Genomic DNA, 21,345 nt, shown 5'->3' with positions numbered 1-21,345 from the left:
GGCTGCAGCGCCATGGCGACACCGGCCAGCGTCCCGCCCGAGCCGACCGAGGCGACGAAGCCGTCGACCTTGCCGTCGGTCTGGTTCCAGATCTCGGGGCCGGTGGTCTCGATATGGGCCCGGCGGTTTGCGACGTTGTCGAACTGGTTGGCCCAGATCACGCCATTCGGTTCCGTTTTGGCAAGCTCTTCGGCCAGCCGCTGCGAATAGCGCACGTAATTGTTCGGATTCCGGTAGGGCGCGGCGGGCACCTGGACCAGCTCTGCCCCGGCCAGGCGGATCATGTCCTTCTTCTCCTGGCTCTGGGTTTCCGGGATCACGATCACCGTCTTGAAGCCCATCGAGGCGCCGACCAGCGCCAGGCCGATACCGGTGTTGCCGGCCGTGCCCTCGACGATGGTGCCGCCCGGCGCCAGCTTGCCGCGGGCAACCGCGTCCTTGATGATGAACAGCGCGGCGCGGTCCTTGACCGACTGGCCGGGGTTCAGGAACTCCGCCTTGCCCAGAATGGTGCAGCCGGTCTCTTCGCTGGCGCGGCGCAGCTTGATCAGGGGCGTGTTGCCGACCGCCTGGGCCAGATCCTGAGCGATATGCATCGGGGATGTCCTTCCAAACTCTTGTTGCCACAGATGTATCCGTGGCGGCAGGTCAACTCAAGCGGCGCCCCGCAACTCGGAACGCTTGGACGCCAGCCAGAGCAGTGACAGGATAAGCGGCGCGTTTCTGGCCTCGCCCGAGGAAAGCATTTCCATCGCCCGGTCGAATGGCAGGACATGGGTCCGGATATCCTCGTCCTCTTCGGCCAGCCCACCACGTCCCGGGGCCGTCTCGGGCAGGTCGCAGAGGCCGACGAAGCAGTGATAAAACTCGGTGCTGCATCCCGGAGTCGGATAGCATTTCGCCACCGGCAGCAGGTCATGCAGATCCAGTCCTGCCTCTTCGCGGGCCTCGCGACGGGCGCATTGCGCTGCGGTTTCTCCCGGATCGACGCGGCCGGCGACTGGTTCGAGCATCCAGGGCAGCGCCTCGCCACGGGCATAGGGCCCCATGCGGAACTGTTCGACCAGCAGCACCCGGTCGCGCAGCGGGTCATAGGGCAGAAGGATTGCCGCGTCGGGCGCCAGCAGCACCTCGCGGCGGATCTGTGGCGAGGGCCGTCCGGCGAAGCTCTGATGACGCAAATCGTAGGTGCGGGTGAAGAACCAGCCGGCATGATCGTCGCGCTGGCCGATCTCTTCGACCCAGGGGTCCGAAGGGCCGCGCCCGAGGACATGGGGCACCGTCTCATGCAGAGCCGTCACCCGGGCCGCGGCCCGGGCGCGGATCTGGTTCAGCCGAAAGCGCAGGGCTTCGCCGGCATAGCGCCCGCGTAGTTTCATCACCTCATGCGCCGCATGGCAGGCCTCTTCGCCTCCGGCCGCGGCCCAGCTCTCTGCCGACCAGTTGCCGGCCGCCACCGGCCATTGGCCCGGCTCGCCGCGAAACGCCAGGGCGCGCAGCGGACCGGCGGGGCCTTCGACCAGCATCGACACCGGTTCCAGCCCATGGGCATCGGCGTAATGCGCGATACGGTCCGCGATTTCTTCGGAGACATCGCGCAGAAGCAAGCCCTCGGCAGTGGCCCCGGGCGCCTGCACCAGAAGCGGCACGCCGTCGGGCTGACGCGGAGCGACACGATAGCCTTCCAGCCGCGCCGGTTCCTCGACAGGTCGACAGCCCGCGACGATCTGCATCATCACCGGGATGCAGAGGGGACCGTAGATGAAAAGCGTCATGCCCATGGCTCTCGTCTCACTTCCAGATCCGGTCGACGGCGCGGGCCAGGCCCCCCGCCATCAGGCCACCGGCCAGCAGGGTCGCGATGATATGCGGATGCAGCAGGTTCGCCCCCCAATCCGCCGCGATCGGCAGGATATCGAGGATCGCTTCCATGGGGTCGTCGTAGCGCCGCCTGAGAGCCTTGCGCAGCGCTTCGTTGCCACAGAAGACAAACAGCCCCGCCAGAAGCATCAGCCCCATCCCGGTCAGCCCGTAGGCCGCCGCCAGACCCGGGCCGACATGACGCGTTGCCCGGCGCCCGGTGATCTGCCATCCGGCCCAGAGCCCCAGGCCGAGGCTGACCCAGGGAAAATAGCCGAACCGCATCTCCTCGTCCCAGACCGCCATGACCTGGGTGGCGACCAGATATCCGGTTCCCCCCAGCACCGCTGCCGCGGTCACCCTTCCCATGGTGAACATGCCTGCCCTCGTTCCAATGCCCGTCCCGAAGGATGTCGCATTGTCAGGCCACCCTTGGCAAGAACCGTCAGGGCCGGGGGTCTGGGCAAGACGCTCGCGTGAAACAAGAGATGAAGTGGCTATAGAGTTGATATACAATGCTTAATCACGTCAGTTCAGGTGACGACTCAACTCATCCGCAGGCTGAGCCGCTATGCGCCCTGCCGCAATTTGTGCCGTGAAGACGCCCGAGCCTGAGCGGAGGAATATGCGGGTGAAGACAGCTCACGCGTCACGTTAAGATCCATTCATTTTCCATTTAATTCAGATACTTATAACTCTCCCCAAACCTTCCTTCACCCCTGCTCCTTCAGCGAGGAATAGGCCGCCAGCGCCCGCTCGCGCCCGGCCTTGAGATCGACCAGCGCCCGAGGCGGCGCATCCCCGGGCGACAGGCCCCAGGACAGCGGCGCCGCCTCGTAGAAGGACAGCGCCTCCGGTCCCGGATCACTCTGCCCCTCGGCCAGCCAGCGACGGCGATAGCGCGCCTTCGGGTCGAACTTCTCGGCCTGTGTCTCGGGATTGAAGATGCGGAAATAGGGCGCGGCATCCGGCCCGCTGCCCGCCACCCATTGCCAGCCCATGGCGTTCGAGGCCGGGTCCCAGTCGACAAGGCAGTCCTCGAACCAGGCCTGGCCGATCTTCCAGTGCACCAGCATGTGCTTGGTCAGGTAAGAGGCGACGATCATCCGCGCCCGGTTGTGCATCCGCCCGGTGACAAACAGCTCGCGCATGGCAGCATCGACGAAGGCGACGCCGGTGCGCCCCTGTTTCCAGGCCAGCACGCGCGCGTCGTCCTCCTCGCGCCAGTCGAACCCGTCCCAGTCCTCGCGCCAGTTGCGGGTCAGGATATGGGGCGAATGATACATCAGGTGGTAGGCGAACTCGCGCCAGACGACCTCCTTCAGGAAGGTCTCGGCCCCGGGTTTGCCCTCTTCCAGCGCCCGCCAGCCCGCGTGCCAGCACTGGCGCGGGGAAATCTCTCCGACCGTCAGGTGGTGCGACAGGTCCGAGGTGCCCTCGCGGTCGGGAAAGTCGCGTTGGTCCTTGTAGTCGGCGATGCGATCCCGGGCAAAGAGCGCCAGCTGCTGCTGCGCCGCCTGCTCTCCGGGTGTGACATGGGCTGCGACCACCGCGCGCCCGCGCCGCATCGGCGCCGAGAGTTGCCAGTCCGCCAGCGCCTCGCTGTCGGGCCAGGCGTCGGGGGCGGGGATGTCCGAGGGCGCGCTGAGGGCCGGCCCCACATCGCGCCCCCTGACCGCCTTCCAGAACGGAGAGTAGACCTTGTAGAAGCCGCCCTGCCCGGTCTCGACCGTCCAGGGTTCGAACAGCAGGTGGCCGGCGAAGCTCTCGGCGTCCAGCCCGTCCTCCCGCAGCGCGGTCTTTACCCGGCTGTCGCGCTTGATGGCCGCGGGGTCATAGAGGCGCTGCCAGTAGACTGCCCCGGCCCCTGTCTCTTTCGCCAGGTCGCGCAGCACCTCCAGCGGATTGCCCGAGCGCAGGATCAGCCGGCTGCCCTTCTCCTTCAACCGGGCGGCAAAGGCGGCAAGGCCCAGGTCCAGCCGCAGCGCCGGTGCCGCACCAAGGCCGGTCACGCTGTCGTCGCGGATGAAGACCGGGATCACCGGGCCGCCCCGTTTGCAGGCGGCGGCAAGGGCCTCGTGGTCGGTGGTGCGCAGATCGCGCCGGATCCAGAGCAGGCAGGGCTTGGTCATCTTTTCTCCTCTTGCGAGGGCTGTACGTAGCCCGATGCCGGGCAGATCAATCCCTTGCTCGCGGCTGAAAGACACGGGTGGGTGGCGGGCGGAGCCCCCTTGGCATCGCACTGCCTCCCGGGGCGGGCCCGCCGAGGCAGAGGCACCGCCTGTGCATGCCGCAGCTCGCCGCAGCAACCTCGCACAAGGCGAAACGCGCGCCCCGCAGGGGCGCGCGCCACGCTCTACGTCGCGGTGCGGGGCAGCAAGGCCCCGCGCCGCCTTCCCTGCCGGTCCTCAGCCGCGCTCGGCGCGCAGGCCCCGCCAGATGGCGAAGCACATCAGCAGCAGCACCACGGTGAAGGGCAGCCCGGTCGAGATCACCATCGACTGCAGCGAGGCCAGCCCGCCCGCCGAGAGCAGCAGCACGATGGCCACCGCGCCCTCGAAGACGCACCAGAACACCCTCTGCGGCACCGGCGCATCGACCTTGCCCCCGGCGGTGATCGTGTCGATCACCAGCGAACCGGAGTCCGAGGAGGTGACGAAGAAGACGATCACCAGCACGATGCCGATCAGCGAGGTGATCCCCGCCAGCGGCAGCGCATCCAGCATCTTGAACAGCTGCAGCGGCAACTCGGCATCCTGCGCGGCGGTATAGCCATCCTGCACCACCTGCTGGATCGCCACGCCACCAAAGACCGACATCCACAGCACGCAGACCATCGAGGGGATCAGCAGCACGCAGATGACGAACTCGCGCACCGACCGGCCGCGCGAGACGCGGGCGATGAACATGCCGACGAAGGGGCTCCAGGAGATCCACCAGGCCCAGTAGAAGCTGGTCCAGCCCTGCATGAAGTTGACGTCCTCGCGCCCGACCGGATTGGCCAGCGCCGGCAGGTATTCGACATAGGCCACCAGATAGTCGGCAAAGCCCGACAGGATGGCAAGGGTCGGCCCCGCGATCAGCACGAAGAGCAGCAGCAGGAAGGCCAGCCCCATGTTGATCTCGGACAGGATCTTCACCCCACCGTCGAGGCCCCGCAGCACCGAGATCAGTGCGACCGAGGTGATGCCCGAGATCAGCAGCACTTCGACCGTGTCATTGATCGGTATGCCGAACAGCTCGCTGAGGCCGGCATTGGCCTGTGTCGCCCCGAAGCCGAGCGAGGTCGCAAGGCCGAAGAGCGTGGCGAAGACCGCCAGCGTGTCGATGGCATGGCCCCACCATCCCCAGACCCGTTCCCCGAGGATCGGGTAGAAGGCCGAGCGGATGGTCAGCGGCAGGCCCTTGTTGTAGCTGAACAGAGCCAGCGCCAGGGCCACCACCGCGTAGATCGCCCAGGGGTGCAGGCCCCAGTGGAAGATCGTCGCCGCCATGCCCAGCCGGATCGCCTCGGCCTCGTCGCCTCCGGCCCCGCCGAGCGGCGCCCAGTCGGTCCGCGCCCCACCTTCGCTGGCCACGCCGCCGAAGGCGCTCGAGAAGTGGCTCATCGGCTCGGAGACACCGTAGAACATCAGGCCGATGCCCATGCCGGCGGCAAAGAGCATCGCGAACCAGCCGACATAGGTGTAATCCGGCGTCGCATCCGCCCCGCCCAGCCGGACCGAGCCGAGGGGCGAGACGATCAGGTACAGGCAGAACAGCACGAAGATGTTGGCCGCGCCGAGGAAGAACCAGTCAAAGCCCTTGGTGACCGCTCCGAAGAGCCAGTTGAACACCGATCCCGCCTGCTCTGGCAGGGCCAGTGTGTAGAAGACGAAGGCCACCACTGCCAGCCCCGAGACGAGGAAGACCGGGTTGTGGATGTCGAAGCCGAAGGGCCCGACCTGTCCGTCGATATTGTCCTGACCGATCTCGTATTCGGTCTCGATGATATCCGCAGCGCCCTCCGGGGCGGGGATACCCTGTTCGTCCATGTCGCTCATGTCACTCTTCCTTCCCGTCTCGCACGATCAGCACCGACACCTTGGCGTGCCGGGCAAGGTGGCCGCCATGGGACGGCCAGACATAGTCGGTGATATTGGGCACATGGCTCTGCATGACCACGAGGTCGGCGCCCGTTTCCCCGACCGCCTCCAGCAGGGCGGCGTCGAGGTCGGCGATGACGTCATGGCCGATCCGCGCCAGCCCCCGGGCCGGGACCCCATGGGCCGCACCCTGCTCTGCCGCGAAGGCATCAAGCTTGCGCGCGTATTCATCCGGCGTATGCGCCAGGGATCCGGGCAGTGCCGAGGTGACGCCGACAAAGACAAGCTCGGCCCCGAAGGTCGCGGCCAGCTTCGCCGCCACCTCCAGCGACTTGCCAAGCTTGTCCTTGTGGGCGAGATCCACCGGCACCATTACTCTGGTGTACATCATGACCTCCTTCTCGTTCCGGCGCAGGGTCCTCTTTGCGGGATCACGTCCCGGACCGCTGCGGGGGCAGTCACGCCCCAAGGTCAAGACTAGGGCGACGGCGCCGTTTGCCTAGGCGCAGCACGCTGTCTTTTTGACCAAAAGCGACATGATCAATGTCGTTCATGGCCTTCGCTGCGCTGCAAATGGCTTGCTCCGCCTGTCCTGCACGCCAAAAGGCCCCGCAGTTGCAGGGCCTTTCAAGAGGTTTCGGCAGGTTCAGCCTTTCAGGTCGACGACGACGCGGCCCTGCACCCGGCCTTTCAGAATATCGGCTCCGAGGCGCGGAAGGTCTTCCAGCACCGCCGAGCGGATCATCTCTTCGAGCTTTGCCATGGGCAGGTCGCGCGCCACCCGCGCCCAGGCCCGCTGGCGGTTCTCGAAGGGCTGCATCACGCTGTCGATGCCCAGCAGGTTGACCCCGCGCAGCAGGAAGGGAATGACCGAGGTCGGCAGCGTCGCGCCCCCCGCCAGACCCACGGCGGCGACCGAGCCGCCGTATTTCATCTGCCCCAGCACCCGGGCCAGCATCTCGCCGCCGACCGCATCGACGCAGCCCGCCCAGCTCTCGCTTTCCAGTGGGCGCCTGACGGTCTCGGCCAGTTCGGCGCGGGGCACGATGCGGCTTGCGCCAAGGTCGGTCAGATAGTCGGAGGTCTCGGGCCGCCCGGTGACGGCCGCGACCTCATAGCCCAGATGCCCGAGGATCGCCGTCGCGACAGAGCCGACGCCACCGGCGGCCCCGGTCACCAGCACCTCGCCCTTATCCGGGCTCAGCCCGTGATCCTCCAGCGCCATGACGGCCAGCATGGCTGTGAAGCCGGCAGTGCCGACGGCCATGGCCTGCCGCGTACTCAGCCCCTCGGGCAGCGGCACCAGCCAGTCGGCCCTGACCCGCGCCTTCTGCGCATAGCCGCCCCAGTGCACCTCGCCGACGCGCCAGCCGGTAAGCACCACCCGGTCGCCGGGGGCAAAGCGCGCGTCCTCGCTGGCCTCGACCGTGCCGGCAAAGTCGATCCCCGGCACATGCGGGTACTTGCGCACCAGCCCCCCGCCCGAGGGCGACAGGCAGAGCCCGTCCTTGTAGTTGACCGTCGAATAGTCGACCGAGACCAGCACCTCGCCCTCCGGCAGCGCCTCTTCGGAAATCTCGCGGATCTGCGGAGTGGCCTCCTCTGCCCCCTCCGGTTTCTCCATGATCAGTGCCTTGAACATCTCTCTCCCTTTCCGGGCCATGACGGCCCCAGTTTCAGCCGCGCCCGCCCTCCGGCATCAGGAACAGGTCCGTATCGCCCGGCGTCGCGCCGGCGGCGGTCAGCATGGCGTGGATCTGGCCCCGGTGATGGGTCTGATGGTTGAAGAAGTGCATGACCAGCAAGCCAAGGGGCTTGCTTACCTCGCGTCCGGCCGCGCCTGAGTACCAGCGCAGATCGCCCGTCAGATCGAGCGAGCCGAGGCTCTCGGCCCATTCCTGGACATGTCCGTCCAGCCGGAACCGCTCGGCCTGCCACTCGGCGAGGGTGGCAAACATGGCCGGGCTCTCCTTGATCCCGCCGACCGGTTTCGGCGTGCCCGCGAAGCGCGACAGCCAGGTCGCATCGCCCCAGATGAGGTGGTTCGCCGTGCCGAGGATCGAGCCGAAGAAGGCGCCGCGATCCCGGGTCAGCTCGGCCGGCGACAGGCCGGCCATGGCGTTGCCCATCTGGCGGTTCTGCCAGGCATTGTAGCGCGCCATCCGGCGGCAGTAGTCGGGGCTGATCATCGTGGCCTCCCGTCTGGTCCTGCCCGGATATCAGCGCGCCCCCGCCCCGATTGCAACCCCTCAGGGCACAAAGGAAAAGCGGCGGTCCCTGTCGGGTCCCGCCGCCTTTATGGTCAAACCTGTCCGGCCGAAGCGTCGGCCAAAGCTGCGCCCGTCACATCGACGAGCGGTGTGCCCAGCCCGTCATCCGCCGCTCGACCCAGGCCATGATCGCGTACATGACGATCCCTTCGATCGCCAGCATCACCAGCCCGGCAAAGACCAGCGGCACGTTGAAGCGGCTCTGCGCGGCGGCCATCATGTTGCCCAGCCCGGTGTTCGACCCCACCGTTTCCGACAGCACCGAGCCGACGAAGGCCAGGGTGATCGCCACCTTCAAAGAGGCAAAGAAGTAAGGCATCGAGCGCGGAATACCGACCTTGATCATGATGTCCATCTTCTTGGCGCCGAGGGCGCGCAGGATGTCCTCGGTCTCGGGCTCGATGGTGGCAAGGCCTGTGGCCACGTTGACCACGATGGGGAAGAACGAGATCAGGAAGGCGGTGATGATCGCCGGGATCGAGCCGATGCCGAACCAGATGATCAGGATCGGCACCACGGCCACCTTGGGGATGGCGTTGAAGCCGATCATCAGCGGGTAGAGCCCCGCGTAGATCGAGCGCGACCAGCCGATCAGCAGCCCGATGGCCAGCCCGCCGACCATCGCCAGCACGAAGCCCAGCAGGGTCGTGTAGAGGGTCTGCAGCGAATTGGTCCAGATCGGCCCCCAGTATTGCACGATGGCCTCGGCAATGCGCGTCGGCGCGGGCAGGAAGGTCACCGGCAGGGCGAAGAGGCGCACCGCCCCCTCCCAGAGCAGGAACAGCGCGGCGGTATAGATCCAGGGGGCAAGCTGGATGAAGGTCGGCCCCTTGCGCGCGCCGCTCATGCCGCATCCCTCGCCCGTGCGATCTCTGCGTGAAGATCCTGCACGAGATGGTTGAAATCACTATCGAAAAGAAGATCCAGGTCACGCGGACGCTCGAAGGGCACGCGGTGGTCCGCGATCACCCGGCCAGGGCGCGCCGAGAGGACGAGGATGCGATCCGCAAGGAAGGCGCTTTCGCGCAGGTCATGGGTGACAAGCATCACCGTCACATCACTTTCGGCGTGCAGATCCCTGATAACGCACCACAATTCTTCCCGGGTGAAGGCATCCAGCGCGCCGAAGGGCTCGTCCAGCATCAGCAGCTCGGGCTCGTGGATCAGGGCGCGGCAGAGGTTCGCGCGTTGCTGCATGCCACCTGACAGCTGCCAGGGATACTTCGGCCCGAAGCCCTTCAGCCCGACCAGCTCCAGCAGGTGCTCGGCGCGTTCGATGTACTCCTTGCGATGCGTGCGGATGCGGCGACGGTGCTTCTCGACGATCTCCAGCGGCAGCAGGATATTGTCGAGCGTGGTGCGCCAGGGCAGCATGATCGGGTTCTGGAAGGCCATGCCGACGATGGAGATCGGCCTGGTCACCTCTTGTCCCGCCACCACCACGGCGCCCTTCTGCGGCCTCTGAAGGCCGGTGGTCAGCTTCATCAGCGTGGACTTGCCGCAGCCCGAGGGGCCGACCACGGCGACAAACTCGCCGCGGTCCATTTTCACGTTCAGCCCGGAGACCGCCAGGGTGCCCTCGGGGCCCCCGTACCGCATCTCCACGTCGTCGATATTCACAAGATGCATCGTGCAGTCTTTCCGGGTCGTGCCGCCTTACGGCAGCATGCGGTCTTCGGCGGCGGGCAGGAAGGCGCTGTCGAAGACATCCGCCGCCGTCACCTCGCCCGACAGCGACATCGGGCCCGAGAGCGCCTCGAGCGAGGCGTCGAGACGTGCCGCGTCGATGCCGCCCATGCCGTTCTCGGCCACCCAGGGGGTGGCGATGTTCATGTCGATCGCCATCTGCAGGCGCTCTTCCTCGACGGCGGCATCCAGCGTGCCGTCGCGGGCGACCACGGCAGCGGCACCGGCGGCCGGATCCTCGATGGCGGCGGCGAAGCCCTTGATCACGGCGCGCAGGAAGCCGGTGACGGCCTCGGGGTTCTCGGCGGCGAAGGTCTCGTTGGCCAGGATCGCGTTGCCGTAAAGCTCAAGCCCGTGGTCGGCCATCAGGATGTTGACGATATCCTCGTCCGGCGTGCCCTGGGCCTTCAGGTTCAGGATCACCGAGAAGGCAAAGCCAAAGACCGCGTCCACGTCGCCGTTGGCCAGCATCGGCTCGCGCACCGGGAAGCCGATGGACTCGATGGTGACGGTGCTGGCGTCGATGCCCGCAACCTCCTGGAAGATCGGCCATTGCGCGAAGGCGCCATCCGGCGGCGGCGCGCCCAGGGTCTTGCCCTCGACCGATTTCGGATCCTCGGTGATGCCCAGGGACTTGCGCCCGACGATGGCGAAGGTCGGCTTGTCGTAGACCATGCCGACGGCGGTCACCGGCTGGGCCGGATCCTCGTCGAGGAACTTCACCAGGCTGTTGAGGTCGCCAAAGCCCATGTCATAGAGGCCCGAGGCCACGCGCGGGATCGTGTTGACCGAGCCGGTGCCGGTGTCGATGGTGACGTTCAGCCCCTCGTCGGCGAAAAAGCCCAGGTCCTGCGCCAGCAGGAAGCCCGCGGCGGGGCCCTCGTAACGCCAGTCGAGGGCGAACTTGATGTCGGTCTCGGCCTGCGCGGCAAGGGCGCTGGCGCCCAGGGCCAGGGCGGAGATCAGGGGAATGGCTTTGCTGCCCAGATACATGAGGTGTCCCGTCCGTTGGTTGTTCCGTTGACGCAGCCAGCGGCCGCACCCGATCCGGGCGGGCCGCCGGCGCGCGATAGGGTCAGGAAACCACCGGGTCCGTATCACATCCAGCGCAGAAATTGGGTCAGACCGTACTGAAAATCAGTACAGTCCGTCACCCCGGCATCCCACCGCTTTCCGCCCAGGCCTGCAGATGCCCCCGCAGGGCCTGCGAGAAGTTCGCCGCCGCCACCGAGACCGCCGCATCCGCCGCCCCTGCGATCAGGCGCTGCGGCCGGATCCCGGCATCGGTCAGCGGCAGGAAGACCAGCCGTCCGTCGCGCAGGTGGTCCTCGATCCCGACGGGCGTCATGATGCCAAGCGCCCCGCCTCTTGCCGCATGGGCGATCATATAGGCCACCGAGGAGGACACGAATTGTGCCTTCAGCCGCAGGTCGCGGGTTTCCAGCACATGGTCGATCTCGCGCGCGATGGAGGTGGTCCCGTCGGGCAGTACCAGCTCGTAGCCCAGCAGGTGATCCAGCTTGGCGGTCTTGCGCTGCGCGATCGGATGGTCCGGCGCGGCGATCACCCCCAGCGGGAAATCCGCCGCCGCCACCTGGCGCAGCGACAGGCGCGGCGGCGGGTTGAAGATCAGGCAGAGGTCGGCGCGGTCCTCGACCACCTCGCGCACGCATTGATCCATGGGAAACTCGCGGATCCGGAATTCGACCCGCGGGTAGCGCTGCGAAAAGGCATGGATCGCCGCCGGCAGCAGCCCCCAGAGCGGGCTGGCCACCGAGGCGATGGTCACCTGACCGCGCGTGCCGGTCTTCAGCTGGCCGATCTCCGAGACCGCCCGGTCGTATTCGCGCAGCGTGCCGCGGATGTGCATCAGCAGGATCTCTCCCGCCGCCGTCGGGCGCATGCCGCGCGGCAGCCGGTCGAAGAGGGGCACGCCAAGGTCGGCTTCAAGCTCAAGCACGTAGCGGTTGATGGCCGAGGGGGCGACGTTCACCGCCTCGGCCGCCGCCCGGATCGAGCCATGCCGGGCCACGGCATCGATGTAGCGCAGGGCGCGGTTGTGCATGGCGATCTCCTTCTGGCTGCATCACGAACTGTACACATTTTGCGAGGCATCTCACCGCAAATCGGCAATTTTCCTGAGACCTCTGCGCCGCCATACCCAATGGACCACAGCCCAGGAGATGCCCATGGCCCGCGCCCCCCTTCCCGAAGACCGCCCGAGCGACGAGGCCATCGCGGGCTTCCGCGCCGGGATGCGCTCCTTCTGGCACCCGGTCCTCGCGTCCGATTCACTGACGGACCGGCCCGTCGCGGTCGAGCTGCTTGGCCAGCGCCTCGTGCTGGCGCGCATGGGGCAAAGCGTCCAGGCCTTTCCCGACACCTGCGCGCATTTCCAGGCGCGGCTGTCGCTGGGCAAGGTGGTAGAGGTCAACGGGCAGCCGGCCCTGCAATGCCCCTACCACGGCTGGGCCTTCGCCGCCGGCGGGCGCTGTGCGCGCATACCGCAATTGCCCGAGGGGCGCAGGATCCCCGCCGCGGCCGACCTGACCGCCCATCTTGCGCGCGAGGCCTGCGGGCTGGTCTGGGTCTGCCTCGCCGAAGCGGCGACCCACGACCTGCCCCCCTTCCCGGAATTCGACGACCCGACCTTCCGAAAGATCCGCCTGAACGAGGCGGAAGAGATGGCGACCTCCTCGACGCGGATGATCATGGGAACGCTGGACGACACCCATTTCCCCTGGGTCCACGAGGGCATCTTCGGCAGCCAGGATCATCCCGAGCCGCCCGAGCACGCGGTCTGGCGCGAGGACAACCAGCTGGTGCTGAGCTACGAGACCGAGCAGCCTGCGGGGCTGATGACCGGCGGCGGCACGGAGGGCGCGGTGCGGCTGCGCTACACCAACTACGTCGGCATGCCCAACGTGATCCGGCTGGTGAAGGACAGCCCCGGCGGGCGCTACGTGATCTGGCTGGCCACCTGCCCGCTGGACTGGAACCGTACCCGCAACTTCTGGATCTTCGCCCGCGACTACGACACCGACCCGGACCGCGACGTGACCTATACCGAAATGGCCGCCCATGTACGCCAGCAGGACAAGCCGGTGATCGAAAGCCAGCGCCCCTGGCTCCTGCCACCCTTCTGGAGCCAGGTGGAACTGCCGATCCGCCCCGGCGACCTGCCGCTGATCCAGTATCAGAAATGGCTCGAGGAGCTGGGCATCGTCACTGCGATCTGAGACCGGGTTGGGGGCGCTGCCTCCGTCCGGCTGCGCCTGCCTCCCCCGCAGTATTTCCGGCCATCGGATGGAGACAGCCATGCGGCTATCCGATGGCTGGAAATACTGTGGGGGGAGCGCCAGCGGCGCGGGGGGCAAAGCCCCCTTCCCGGCTCAGGCCAGCGCGTCATCCAGCAGTTTGCGCACGGCCTCGCCCGGGACGTCGAAGGTCACGAAGGCCTCGCCGATGCCGCGCGCCAGGATGAAGCGCAGCTTGCCGTCGACCACCTTCTTGTCCTGGGCCATCAGCGCCATCAGCGCCTCGGCGCCCGGCAGCTCTCCGGGGATGTCCGACAGGTCGACCTTCATGCCCATGGCGCGCAGGTGCTGGCGCAGCCGCGAGGGCGCTTCCTGCGCACAGAGGCCCAGGCGCGCCGAGAGCTCGAAGGCCAGGGCGCAGCCGATGGCGACGCCTTCGCCATGCAGCAGCCGGTCGCTGTAGCCGGTGGCCGATTCCAGCGCATGGCCGAAGGTGTGGCCGAGGTTCAGCAGCGCCCGGTCGCCCTGCTCGGTCTCGTCGCGGGCCACGATCTCGGCCTTCATCTGGCACGAGCGCGTCACCGCCGCCACCCGGGCCGCCATGTCGCCGGCGGCCAGTGCCGGGCCGTTCTGTTCGAGCCAGTCGAAGAAGGCGGCGTCTCCGAGCAGGCCGTATTTCACCACTTCGCCGTAGCCGGCGATGAAATCACGCGGGCTCAGGCTGGCCAGCACGCCGGTATCGGCCAGCACTAGGCTGGGCTGGTGAAAGGCGCCGACCAGGTTCTTGCCCTGAGGCGCGTTGATGCCGGTCTTGCCCCCGACCGAGCTGTCGACCTGCGCCAGCAGCGAGGTCGGGATCTGCACGAAGCGCACGCCCCGGCGCAGCACGGCGGCGGCAAAGCCCGCCAGGTCGCCGATCACCCCGCCGCCAAGCGCCACCACCACGTCGCTGCGTTCCACCTTCTGTTCGAGCAGCCATTCGACCGCGCGGGTGAAATGGGGCCAGGACTTGGTCGCTTCGCCTGCCGGCAGCGCCAGCGAGACCATCTCTATGCCCTCTGCCGCAAGCCCCGCGCGCAGGCTCTCCAGGTGCAGCCCGGCCACCGTCTCGTCGGTCAGCACGGCGACTCGCGGCCTGCGCAGCAGCGGGGCGACATGCCGGCCCGCCTCGGCCAGCAGGCCCGGGCCGATGACGATGTCATAGGCGCGCGCGCCCAGTTCGACACGCAGGGTTTCGCGCAGGATGTCGCTCATGCCGCCTCCAGGATATCTGCATGGGTCGAGAGCGCCCCGACCACCTTTTCCGCCATGTCCTGCACCGAGAGGCCGGGCAGGCTCCGGACCGGGATCTCGGCCAGCCGGTAGACCGGCACGCGCCGCTCGTAGAGATCGCGCAGCGTGCCCTTGGGATCAGGCGTGCGCAGCAGCGGCCGGGTGTCGCGGTGGCGCACCCGGCTCCAGAGCAGATCGAGGTCCGCATCCAGCCACAGCGCCGTGCCACGAGCGGAAATCAGCCGCCGGTTCTCTTCCGACATGTAGGCGCCGCCACCGGTCGACAGGATCGAGGGCGTTTCCTCGAGCAGACGGGCGAGGACCTGGCGTTCCTTGAGGCGGAAGAAATCCTCTCCGTCACGGGCGAAGATCTCGGCAATGCTCATGTTGGCAGCGGATTCGATCTCGGCATCCGAGTCGCGGAAGGGCACGCCCAGAAGCTGCGCGGTGGCCCGTCCGACGGCGCTCTTGCCGGCGCCCATCATCCCCACCATCACCACGCTTTTCTTTAGCTTCCAGCCCATCTTACCCCTGAACGGAGCCGACCCTTCGGCACCGCACTGCCATTTGAAAACTTTCGCGCCTGAATGACGTGATCTTGCGCAAAAGGCCAGTTATAACTTGAGGCAAATACAGGCAAACAGGACCGAAACTACATGCTCCGCATCCTCAAATGGCTGGTTTTCCTCGTCATCCTGGCGGGAATCGCCCTCGTGGCCTATGCCTATGTCGGCCCCTGGCTGGGCGCGGACTTCGCGCCGCCGGTCGAGGAGACCCGGACCCCCTTGGTGCTGGATGCCGACTAGCCTGTCGCGCCTTGTCCCGACCCCTTGGTTCCGGGCGGCCTGCCTGGCGCTGACGCTGCTGCCGTCGGCGGCGCTCGCCCAGGGGTTCGGGCTGGAAACGATGCAGCCCCGCGCGGGCTTCGACATGGATTTCGCCACCCCCGTCACCCAGCCGGACCGCCGTGCCGGGCAGGTCACCCCCGGCGTGCCGGGCGGCGGACCGATCGGGGCGATCGACTGGCTGGACGCGCTGAACCAGGCCGGGATCTCGCCCCAGGTTGCGCCCGGGGCCAGTGTTTCCGGGGCCAGTGATATCGCGACCTCGGCGCTGGTGCCCGAGGTGCGGACGGTGACGCTGGGCGCCTCGACCGCCGGGGCGGTCGGGCTGTTGCCTGCTTCGGTGACCGGCCTGCCGGTGACGCTCTGGCAGGGCTCGGACAGTGCGACGCTGATCCGCCGCATCGAAGCGCTGGACGTGGCCGGGCTGCCGGCCATGCAGGCGCTGCTGTTCACCCTGCTGCTGGCCGAGGCCGATCCGCCCGAAGACCAGCCCGAGGCCGGGGATCCCCTGCTGCTGGCGCGGATCGACAAGCTGGCGGATCTGGGGGCGCTGGATCCGGGGCTGGCGCTGATCGAACGCGCCGGGCAGACCCGCAGCCCCGAACTGTTCTCGCGCTGGTTCGACCTGTCCTTGCTGGCGGGGATCGAGACCCAGCCCTGTCGCCGCGTGGCCGGCGACCCCGAGGTCGCGCCCAGCCAGTCGGTGCGCATCTTCTGCCTGGCGCGTAACCGCGAGTGGGAAACCGCCGCCCTGCTGCTGGAAACCGCCAGCGCGCTCGGCACGCTCGAGCCCTCGGAAGAGCGCCTGCTGACCCGATTCCTGCATGTCGACCTGGACGACACCGCGATTGCGCTGCCGCCACCGGCCAACCTGACACCGCTGCTGTTCCGCCTGTCCGAAGCCATCGGAGAGCCGCTGCCGACCTCGGACCTGCCCCGCGCCTATGCCTATTACGACCTGCGCGGGCGCGCCGGATGGAAGGCCGCGCTGGAGGCCGCCGAACGGCTGGCCCGCTCTGGTGCCCTGCCTGAGAACCGCCTGCTGGGCCTTTACTCGGGTGGCCAGCCCTCGGCCTCGGGCGGGATCTGGGACCGGGTCGCGGCGGTGCAGCACTTCGATGCGGCCATCGCCGTGCCGCGCCCGGATCCGGGCCGCGTGATCGAAGCCCTGCCCGAGGCCTGGACGGCCATGTCGGATGTCGGGCTGCAGACCACCTTCGCCGCGCTCTATGCCGACCGGCTGGTCTCCTATGCCGATGCCGCCGGAGAGGCCGGGCGGATCGCCACCCGCGCCCTGCTGCTGGCTCCCGGTGCCGCCACCCTCTCGCGCGAGGTCAAGGCGCGCAACCCGACCGAGGCCTTCCTGCTGGCCCTCGCCCAGGGGCAGCCCGCCGCGGTCGAGGCGCCCTCGGATCGCGCCCGCATCGTCGCGCGCGGCTTTGCCGCCGAGACCCGCCCGCCAGAACGCATCCAGGAGCTGATCGGCGCCGGCCGCCTCGGCGAGGCGATCCTGGAGGCGATGCAGCTCTACACCTTTGCCATGCAGGGCAACCAGCCCGACATCGCCCCGGCCCTGGCCACCTTTCGCGCCATCGGCCTTGAGGAAACCGCCCGCGCCGCGGCGCTGCAACTGCTGCTGCTTGATGATCGGGGCTAGGGATGACGGGAACGGGCGGACCGGCGCATGACCATGACTGGATCTCAGCCTTCCTGGAAGCCCAGGCCGCCGAGGCAGGCGCGGCCGAGAACACCCTGCTGGCCTATGGCCGCGACCTGAAGGACGCCGCCGAATGGCTGGCCGGCGAGGGCAAGGCCTTCGCCACGGCAGAGCGTCCCGAGATTGAAGCCTACCTGGTGCATTGCGACGACCAGGGCCTGTCCCGTGCCACCCGCGCCCGGCGGCTCTCGGCGCTGCGCCAGCTCTACCGCTTCGCCTTCGAGGAAGGCTGGCGCCCGGAGAACCCGGCGATCCAGATCCGCGGCCCGGGACGCGCCAAGAGCCTGCCCAAGACGCTGTCCATGGAGGAGGTCGACGCGCTGCTGCGTGCGGCCGGAGAGGTCGGCCGGGGCGGCGGCGACAGGCTGCGCAACATCTGCCTGATGGAATTGCTCTACGCCACGGGCATGCGGGTCAGCGAGCTGGTCTCGCTGCCCGTCGCGGCCACGCGGGGCGATCCGCAGATGTTGCTGATCCTCGGCAAGGGCGGGAAAGAGCGGATGGTGCCCCTGTCCGACCCTGCCCGGGCGGCCCTGCAGGACTGGCTGGCCGTGCGGGATGCCGCCCAGACAGAGGTGCGGATGAAGGGCGGCAGCGAAAGCCGCTACCTGTTTCCCTCGCGCAGCGCTGGCGGCCATCTGACGCGGCACCGCTTCTATGCCCTGATCAAGGAGGTCGCCCTGTCGGCTGGCGTGCCTCCGGCCAAGGTGACCCCGCACCGGCTGCGCCATGCCTTTGCCACGCACCTGCTTGAGAACGGCGCTGACCTGCGGGCCATCCAGGCCCTGCTGGGCCATGCCGACCTTGCCACGACCGAGATCTATACCCATGTCCTCGACGCCCGCCTGCGCGAGCTGGTCGAGGACCACCATCCGCTCAGCCGCGCCGCTGCCCGCAGCGTGAAGTGAGCCCCCTTGAACCTGCCCTTCCGCACCCCCATAACCCTCCTCACGGACGGGAGATGACATGGACGACACGACGACCTTGACCGGGCTTGCCGCCCTAGACAGCGCCTTCTGGATCACCGCCGGGGCGATCCTGCTGCTGCTGGTCTTCTCGGCCTTCTTCTCGGGCTCGGAAACCGCGCTGACGGCGGCATCGCGGGGCAAGCTGCGCGCCCAGGCCGACAAGGGATCGCGCGGGGCCGAACGGGCCCTGGAGATCACCGAGGACAACGAGCGGCTGATCGGCTCGGTCCTGCTGGGCAACAACATGGTCAATATCCTGGCCACGTCGTTGACCACGTCCCTGTTCACCTCGCTCTTCGGCGACAGCGGTGTCGCCATCGCCACGCTGGTGATGACCATGCTGGTGCTGATCTTCGCCGAGGTGCTGCCCAAGACCTACGCCATCACCAATGCCGAGACGGCGGCCAGCAAGGTCTCGGCACCGATCAAGGTGATCATCGCCGTCTTCGCCCCCGTGGTCAGCCTGGTGCGGCTGCTGGTGCGCGGCGTGCTGCGCGTCTTCGGCGTCAAGACCGATCCCGACAGCCAGATCCTGGCCGTGCGCGAAGAGATCGCCGGGGCGCTGAACCTCGGCCACTCGGAAGGCGTGGTCGAAAAAGAGGACCGCGACCGGATCCTGGGCGCGCTGGACCTCGGAGACCGCACGGTCGAGGAAATCATGCTGCACCGCTCGCGGATCGAGATGATCAACGCCGCCGCCGCCCCGCAAGAGATCCTTGCCCAGTGCCTGCACTCCAGCCACACCCGCCTGCCCGTCTACGAAGATGACCCCGAAACATCGTCGGCATCCTGCATGCCAAGGACCTGTTCCGCGCCACCTACAAGATCGCCACCGAGGGCGAGACCCCGGGCGAGGCGCTGACCGGCTTCAAGCTGTCGGACGTGATGATGGCTCCCTACTTCATCCCCGACACCACCTCGCTGGACGAGCAGATGCGCCAGTTCCTGCACATGCGCACCCATTTCGCCCTGGTGGTGGATGAATACGGCGCCCTGCAGGGGCTGATCACCCTCGAGGACATCCTGGAAGAGATCGTCGGCGAGATCACCGACGAGTTCGACCCGGCCACGGCCGAACATACCGTGCGGCGGACCGAAGACGGCGCCTTCGTCATCGACGGGGCAATGACCATCCGCGACCTGAACCGCGCGCTCGATTGGTCGCTGCCGGACCTCGAGGCCAATACCATCGCCGGCCTGGTGATCCACGAGGCCCAGATGATCCCCACCGTGGGCCAGGTCTTCTCGTTCCACGGGTTCCGCTTCGAAGTCACCGCGCGCAAGGAAAACCGCCTGACCCGTCTGAAGATCCGTCCGCTGGTGGCCGCCTAGCGCTCTGCCGCCAGGTCGCGTGCCGCCGCAGCCAGCTCTGCATCGCCCTGACCCGCGAGCGCCTCGAGCGCACGGGCGAAGGGCTTTTCCAGCTCGGGGCGCCCGGCCCCGTCCTTGAGCAGCGGGCGCAGGTTCTGGCGCAGCAGCGCCGCGCGGTCGAGCCTGGGGATGTAGAGGCGGTCCAGCCGCACCTGCGCTGGTGCCTCGCCCTCGGTGTCCAGAAAGACGCGCAGGATCCGGTGCAGCATGTCCAGCGCGGTGCCCGGATCATTGACCCCGGGTGAAAGGGCCCGCACGCCGATTTCCGACAGGCAGGTCAGCCCGAAGCCGGGATCCTGCTCGAAGTTGCGCAGGCTGCCGAGGGGCGCATTCTGGCGCAGGCAGTCGACCAGCGCCGGATCGTTGCGGGACAGGCGGGCCAGCACCTCGCCGCGATGCACGAAGCCACCGACCGGATGCAGCAGCCAGATCCGGGCCTCATGCGCCTCGGCGGCATCCTGAAGACGGTCCTGGTAGACCTGTTGCAGATATCCGCTGCGATCGGCGCGCACCTCGGTCGTGCCCTCCGGGATGCGCCCGACGTCGAGGGGATGAGCCCCGAGCGCCGGGTGACAGAGCCGCATCCGCATTGCCTCGAGGGTGCTGTCCTCGATCCGCTGCGCGGTGTTGATCAGGCTGCCCAGCATTTCCAGATGCGAGATCCAGCGCAGGATCGCCACGACGATCAGCACCACCACAAGCACGGTCATCCCGAACAGCACCACCAGCCCGCGGCCCTGGAAGACCTCGAGGTCGCGCAGGATGATTGCCGAGAGTGCAAAGAGGTAGGCTCCAACGAAGGTCGCCAGCACCGTATGGGTCACCGTGTCCTGCAACAGCATCTGATGCGCCCGGGGCGTCCAGCTCGAAGCGACCATCCGGTGCGCCGCCGCCATCACCGTCAGCGAGAAGGTGGTCACCGTCAGCATAGAATTGGCGATGATCTTCAGGATGTTGTCCACGGCCTCGCCGCCGACCAGCGGATCCAGCCCCTCCGGGATGAAGCGCGCGCCCAGCTTCGACAGCGCCAGAGCCAGGAAGGCAAGGGCGGTGATCAGGGCCACACGCACCAGCAGGCGGCGGGAGAAGGCATGCAGGCGGCGGAACAGGGATGGCAGCATCGGGGTCTCCTTCGCGGCAAAGCTAGCGCATCGCGGACAGGGGGGAAGAGGGCAGCTGTCGCTTTGTGCCCCGCCCCGGACCGCTGGGGCCCGCGAGAGGGATCGCCGGAGACCGCCGCGCCCGGGGCCCCGGGCGACATCGTACCGGCGACCGGTCAGGCGAGACGCCCGCTATCTCTCCTCGAGACGCAACCAGATCCCCGTCCGGCTGCGCACCGTCAGATGGGCCACCGGCTCGGGCACCCGTCCGGCCACGGGCTCGACCCTGTAGCGGCGCAGGATCTCTGCCAGCAGCAGCACGCCCTCCATCATCGCGAAGCCCGCCCCGGTGCAGACCCGCGCCCCGGCAGAGAACGGGATATAGGCCTCACGCAGGCCCTGCCGGCCGTTCTCGCCCTGCCAGCGGGCCGGATCGAAGGCATCCGGCGCCTCCCAGATCCGCTCATGGCGATGCAGGTGCCAGGGGCTGAGCACGATCTGGCTGCCCTTCGGCACCGCGCGGTCGCGGAACCGCTCGTCCTGCGCCGCCTCGCGCACCATCATCGGCACCGGCGGATAGAGCCGCAGCGACTCGCGGAAGACATCCCGGGTCAGGCGCAGCTTCGAGAGGTCCGAGAACCCGATCTCCCCCGCCGCCGCGATCTCTGCCGCCAGCCTCTGCTGCCAGTCGGGATGGGTCGCCAGCAGGTAGAGCGTCCAGCCAAGCGCCGAGGCCGAGGTCTCGTGCCCCGCCAGGAAGAAGATCGCCACCTGGTCGACCATCTCGGCGGTCGAGAAGGTCTTTCCGGTCTCGGGGTCGCGGGTGGTCATGATCTTGGTCGCCAGGTCGTCGGGCGCGGTTCCGGCAGCGATCTCGGCCAGGCCGTGCCTCTGTCAGCGCGGTGATCAGCCCG

General features: G+C 68.1%; 19 protein-coding genes and 2 pseudogenes. 5 read left to right on the top strand and 16 right to left on the bottom strand.

Features of this window, described 5'->3' with window-relative positions; genetic code table 11:
* The 12 genes from OS124_RS0120280 to OS124_RS0120225 form a co-directional block, all read right to left on the bottom strand.
* Positions 1 to 596, bottom strand: a 596-nt coding sequence (locus OS124_RS0120280; RefSeq protein WP_010141791.1) for a pyridoxal-phosphate dependent enzyme, incomplete at its 3' end; no start/stop codon positions are given.
* 57 nt (positions 597 to 653) lie between these two features.
* The gene (locus tag OS124_RS0120275) at positions 654 to 1,775 is read right to left on the bottom strand and encodes an NUDIX domain-containing protein (RefSeq protein ID WP_040607676.1); all 1,122 of its coding nucleotides are present in this window, start codon (positions 1,773 to 1,775) and stop codon (positions 654 to 656) included.
* 16 nt (positions 1,776 to 1,791) lie between these two features.
* Positions 1,792 to 2,238: a TrgA family protein gene (locus OS124_RS25415; RefSeq protein ID WP_010141789.1), complete on the bottom strand. Its 447-nt coding sequence runs from the start codon at positions 2,236 to 2,238 to the stop codon at positions 1,792 to 1,794.
* A gap of 335 nt (positions 2,239 to 2,573) precedes the next feature.
* Positions 2,574 to 3,992 (bottom strand): cryptochrome/photolyase family protein, encoded by a 1,419-nt coding sequence (locus OS124_RS0120265; protein ID WP_010141788.1) that lies wholly within the window; start codon positions 3,990 to 3,992, stop codon positions 2,574 to 2,576.
* 276 nt (positions 3,993 to 4,268) lie between these two features.
* Positions 4,269 to 5,903 (bottom strand): BCCT family transporter, encoded by a 1,635-nt coding sequence (locus OS124_RS0120260; RefSeq protein ID WP_010141787.1) that lies wholly within the window; start codon positions 5,901 to 5,903, stop codon positions 4,269 to 4,271.
* A gap of 1 nt (position 5,904) precedes the next feature.
* Positions 5,905 to 6,333 carry a universal stress protein gene (locus tag OS124_RS0120255; RefSeq protein WP_029375604.1) on the bottom strand — a complete coding sequence of 143 codons (429 nt, stop codon included), beginning with the start codon at positions 6,331 to 6,333 and terminating at the stop codon, positions 5,905 to 5,907.
* A gap of 258 nt (positions 6,334 to 6,591) precedes the next feature.
* The gene (locus tag OS124_RS0120250; protein ID WP_010141785.1) at positions 6,592 to 7,587 is read right to left on the bottom strand and encodes an MDR family oxidoreductase; all 996 of its coding nucleotides are present in this window, start codon (positions 7,585 to 7,587) and stop codon (positions 6,592 to 6,594) included.
* A gap of 34 nt (positions 7,588 to 7,621) precedes the next feature.
* Positions 7,622 to 8,134: a DinB family protein gene (locus tag OS124_RS0120245; RefSeq protein WP_010141784.1), complete on the bottom strand. Its 513-nt coding sequence runs from the start codon at positions 8,132 to 8,134 to the stop codon at positions 7,622 to 7,624.
* Positions 8,135 to 8,288: 154 nt separating this feature from the next.
* Positions 8,289 to 9,062 (bottom strand): ABC transporter permease, encoded by a 774-nt coding sequence (locus OS124_RS0120240; RefSeq protein WP_010141783.1) that lies wholly within the window; start codon positions 9,060 to 9,062, stop codon positions 8,289 to 8,291.
* Positions 9,059 to 9,844 carry an ABC transporter ATP-binding protein gene (locus OS124_RS0120235; RefSeq protein WP_010141781.1) on the bottom strand — a complete coding sequence of 262 codons (786 nt, stop codon included), beginning with the start codon at positions 9,842 to 9,844 and terminating at the stop codon, positions 9,059 to 9,061. The genes OS124_RS0120240 and OS124_RS0120235 overlap by 4 nt, the downstream gene beginning before the upstream one ends.
* Before the next feature lie 27 nt (positions 9,845 to 9,871).
* The gene (locus OS124_RS0120230; protein ID WP_010141780.1) at positions 9,872 to 10,894 is read right to left on the bottom strand and encodes an ABC transporter substrate-binding protein; all 1,023 of its coding nucleotides are present in this window, start codon (positions 10,892 to 10,894) and stop codon (positions 9,872 to 9,874) included.
* Between the two features lie 157 nt (positions 10,895 to 11,051).
* Positions 11,052 to 11,966 carry a LysR family transcriptional regulator gene (locus OS124_RS0120225; protein ID WP_010141779.1) on the bottom strand — a complete coding sequence of 305 codons (915 nt, stop codon included), beginning with the start codon at positions 11,964 to 11,966 and terminating at the stop codon, positions 11,052 to 11,054.
* 124 nt (positions 11,967 to 12,090) lie between these two features.
* Between OS124_RS0120225 and OS124_RS0120220 the strand changes: the two genes are divergently transcribed.
* Complete coding sequence (locus OS124_RS0120220) at positions 12,091 to 13,140, top strand: aromatic-ring-hydroxylating dioxygenase subunit alpha (RefSeq protein WP_010141778.1); 1,050 nt, start codon at positions 12,091 to 12,093, stop codon at positions 13,138 to 13,140.
* Between the two features lie 153 nt (positions 13,141 to 13,293).
* Here OS124_RS0120220 and aroB read toward each other — a convergent pair whose 3' ends face one another.
* On the bottom strand, positions 13,294 to 14,412 hold the full coding sequence (gene aroB, locus OS124_RS0120215) for a 3-dehydroquinate synthase (protein WP_010141777.1): 1,119 nt from the start codon (positions 14,410 to 14,412) through the stop codon (positions 13,294 to 13,296).
* On the bottom strand, positions 14,409 to 14,954 hold the full coding sequence (locus OS124_RS0120210; protein WP_029375602.1) for a shikimate kinase: 546 nt from the start codon (positions 14,952 to 14,954) through the stop codon (positions 14,409 to 14,411). Before OS124_RS0120210 ends, aroB begins: the two co-directional genes overlap by 4 nt.
* Before the next feature lie 132 nt (positions 14,955 to 15,086).
* Between OS124_RS0120210 and OS124_RS27630 the strand changes: the two genes are divergently transcribed.
* From OS124_RS27630 to OS124_RS25405, 4 genes and pseudogenes are all read left to right on the top strand, one after another.
* Positions 15,087 to 15,236 (top strand): hypothetical protein, encoded by a 150-nt coding sequence (locus OS124_RS27630; RefSeq protein ID WP_010141775.1) that lies wholly within the window; start codon positions 15,087 to 15,089, stop codon positions 15,234 to 15,236.
* The gene (locus OS124_RS25410; protein WP_010141773.1) at positions 15,226 to 16,932 is read left to right on the top strand and encodes a hypothetical protein; all 1,707 of its coding nucleotides are present in this window, start codon (positions 15,226 to 15,228) and stop codon (positions 16,930 to 16,932) included. The genes OS124_RS27630 and OS124_RS25410 overlap by 11 nt, the downstream gene beginning before the upstream one ends.
* A 2-nt stretch (positions 16,933 to 16,934) precedes the next feature.
* On the top strand, positions 16,935 to 17,900 hold the full coding sequence (locus OS124_RS0120195) for a tyrosine recombinase (protein WP_010141772.1): 966 nt from the start codon (positions 16,935 to 16,937) through the stop codon (positions 17,898 to 17,900).
* 58 nt (positions 17,901 to 17,958) lie between these two features.
* Positions 17,959 to 19,292 (top strand): annotated as a pseudogene (locus OS124_RS25405) (HlyC/CorC family transporter).
* Here OS124_RS25405 and OS124_RS0120185 read toward each other — a convergent pair.
* Together OS124_RS0120185 and OS124_RS25400 are read right to left on the bottom strand one after the other, a co-directional pair.
* On the bottom strand, positions 19,289 to 20,452 hold the full coding sequence (locus tag OS124_RS0120185; RefSeq protein ID WP_010141771.1) for a DUF2254 domain-containing protein: 1,164 nt from the start codon (positions 20,450 to 20,452) through the stop codon (positions 19,289 to 19,291). The pseudogene OS124_RS25405 and the gene OS124_RS0120185 sit on opposite strands and share 4 nt — an antisense overlap.
* A 171-nt stretch (positions 20,453 to 20,623) precedes the next feature.
* Positions 20,624 to 21,345 (bottom strand): annotated as a pseudogene (locus OS124_RS25400) (cytochrome P450); the annotation flags it as partial.

The organism is Oceanicola sp. S124 (assembly GCF_000220565.1).
Taxonomy (GTDB): domain Bacteria; phylum Pseudomonadota; class Alphaproteobacteria; order Rhodobacterales; family Rhodobacteraceae; genus Pseudooceanicola.
This window is presented reverse-complemented; position numbering and strand designations above follow the sequence as displayed.

What these genes read in the sequence shown, in the direction of transcription:
- OS124_RS0120275 (WP_040607676.1), bottom strand. Translation starts at nt 1,775, where the DNA reads ATGACGCTTTTCATCTACGGTCCCCTCTGCATCCCGGTGATGATGCAG.
- OS124_RS25415 (WP_010141789.1), bottom strand. Translation starts at nt 2,238, where the DNA reads ATGTTCACCATGGGAAGGGTGACCGCGGCAGCGGTGCTGGGGGGAACC.
- OS124_RS0120265 (WP_010141788.1), bottom strand. Translation starts at nt 3,992, where the DNA reads ATGACCAAGCCCTGCCTGCTCTGGATCCGGCGCGATCTGCGCACCACC.
- OS124_RS0120260 (WP_010141787.1), bottom strand. Translation starts at nt 5,903, where the DNA reads ATGAGCGACATGGACGAACAGGGTATCCCCGCCCCGGAGGGCGCTGCG.
- OS124_RS0120255 (WP_029375604.1), bottom strand. Translation starts at nt 6,333, where the DNA reads ATGTACACCAGAGTAATGGTGCCGGTGGATCTCGCCCACAAGGACAAG.
- OS124_RS0120250 (WP_010141785.1), bottom strand. Translation starts at nt 7,587, where the DNA reads ATGTTCAAGGCACTGATCATGGAGAAACCGGAGGGGGCAGAGGAGGCC.
- OS124_RS0120245 (WP_010141784.1), bottom strand. Translation starts at nt 8,134, where the DNA reads ATGATCAGCCCCGACTACTGCCGCCGGATGGCGCGCTACAATGCCTGG.
- OS124_RS0120240 (WP_010141783.1), bottom strand. Translation starts at nt 9,062, where the DNA reads ATGAGCGGCGCGCGCAAGGGGCCGACCTTCATCCAGCTTGCCCCCTGG.
- OS124_RS0120235 (WP_010141781.1), bottom strand. Translation starts at nt 9,844, where the DNA reads ATGCATCTTGTGAATATCGACGACGTGGAGATGCGGTACGGGGGCCCC.
- OS124_RS0120230 (WP_010141780.1), bottom strand. Translation starts at nt 10,894, where the DNA reads ATGTATCTGGGCAGCAAAGCCATTCCCCTGATCTCCGCCCTGGCCCTG.
- OS124_RS0120225 (WP_010141779.1), bottom strand. Translation starts at nt 11,966, where the DNA reads ATGCACAACCGCGCCCTGCGCTACATCGATGCCGTGGCCCGGCATGGC.
- OS124_RS0120220 (WP_010141778.1), top strand. Translation starts at nt 12,091, where the DNA reads ATGGCCCGCGCCCCCCTTCCCGAAGACCGCCCGAGCGACGAGGCCATC.
- aroB (WP_010141777.1), bottom strand. Translation starts at nt 14,412, where the DNA reads ATGAGCGACATCCTGCGCGAAACCCTGCGTGTCGAACTGGGCGCGCGC.
- OS124_RS0120210 (WP_029375602.1), bottom strand. Translation starts at nt 14,954, where the DNA reads ATGGGCTGGAAGCTAAAGAAAAGCGTGGTGATGGTGGGGATGATGGGC.
- OS124_RS27630 (WP_010141775.1), top strand. Translation starts at nt 15,087, where the DNA reads ATGCTCCGCATCCTCAAATGGCTGGTTTTCCTCGTCATCCTGGCGGGA.
- OS124_RS25410 (WP_010141773.1), top strand. Translation starts at nt 15,226, where the DNA reads ATGCCGACTAGCCTGTCGCGCCTTGTCCCGACCCCTTGGTTCCGGGCG.
- OS124_RS0120195 (WP_010141772.1), top strand. Translation starts at nt 16,935, where the DNA reads ATGACGGGAACGGGCGGACCGGCGCATGACCATGACTGGATCTCAGCC.
- OS124_RS0120185 (WP_010141771.1), bottom strand. Translation starts at nt 20,452, where the DNA reads ATGCTGCCATCCCTGTTCCGCCGCCTGCATGCCTTCTCCCGCCGCCTG.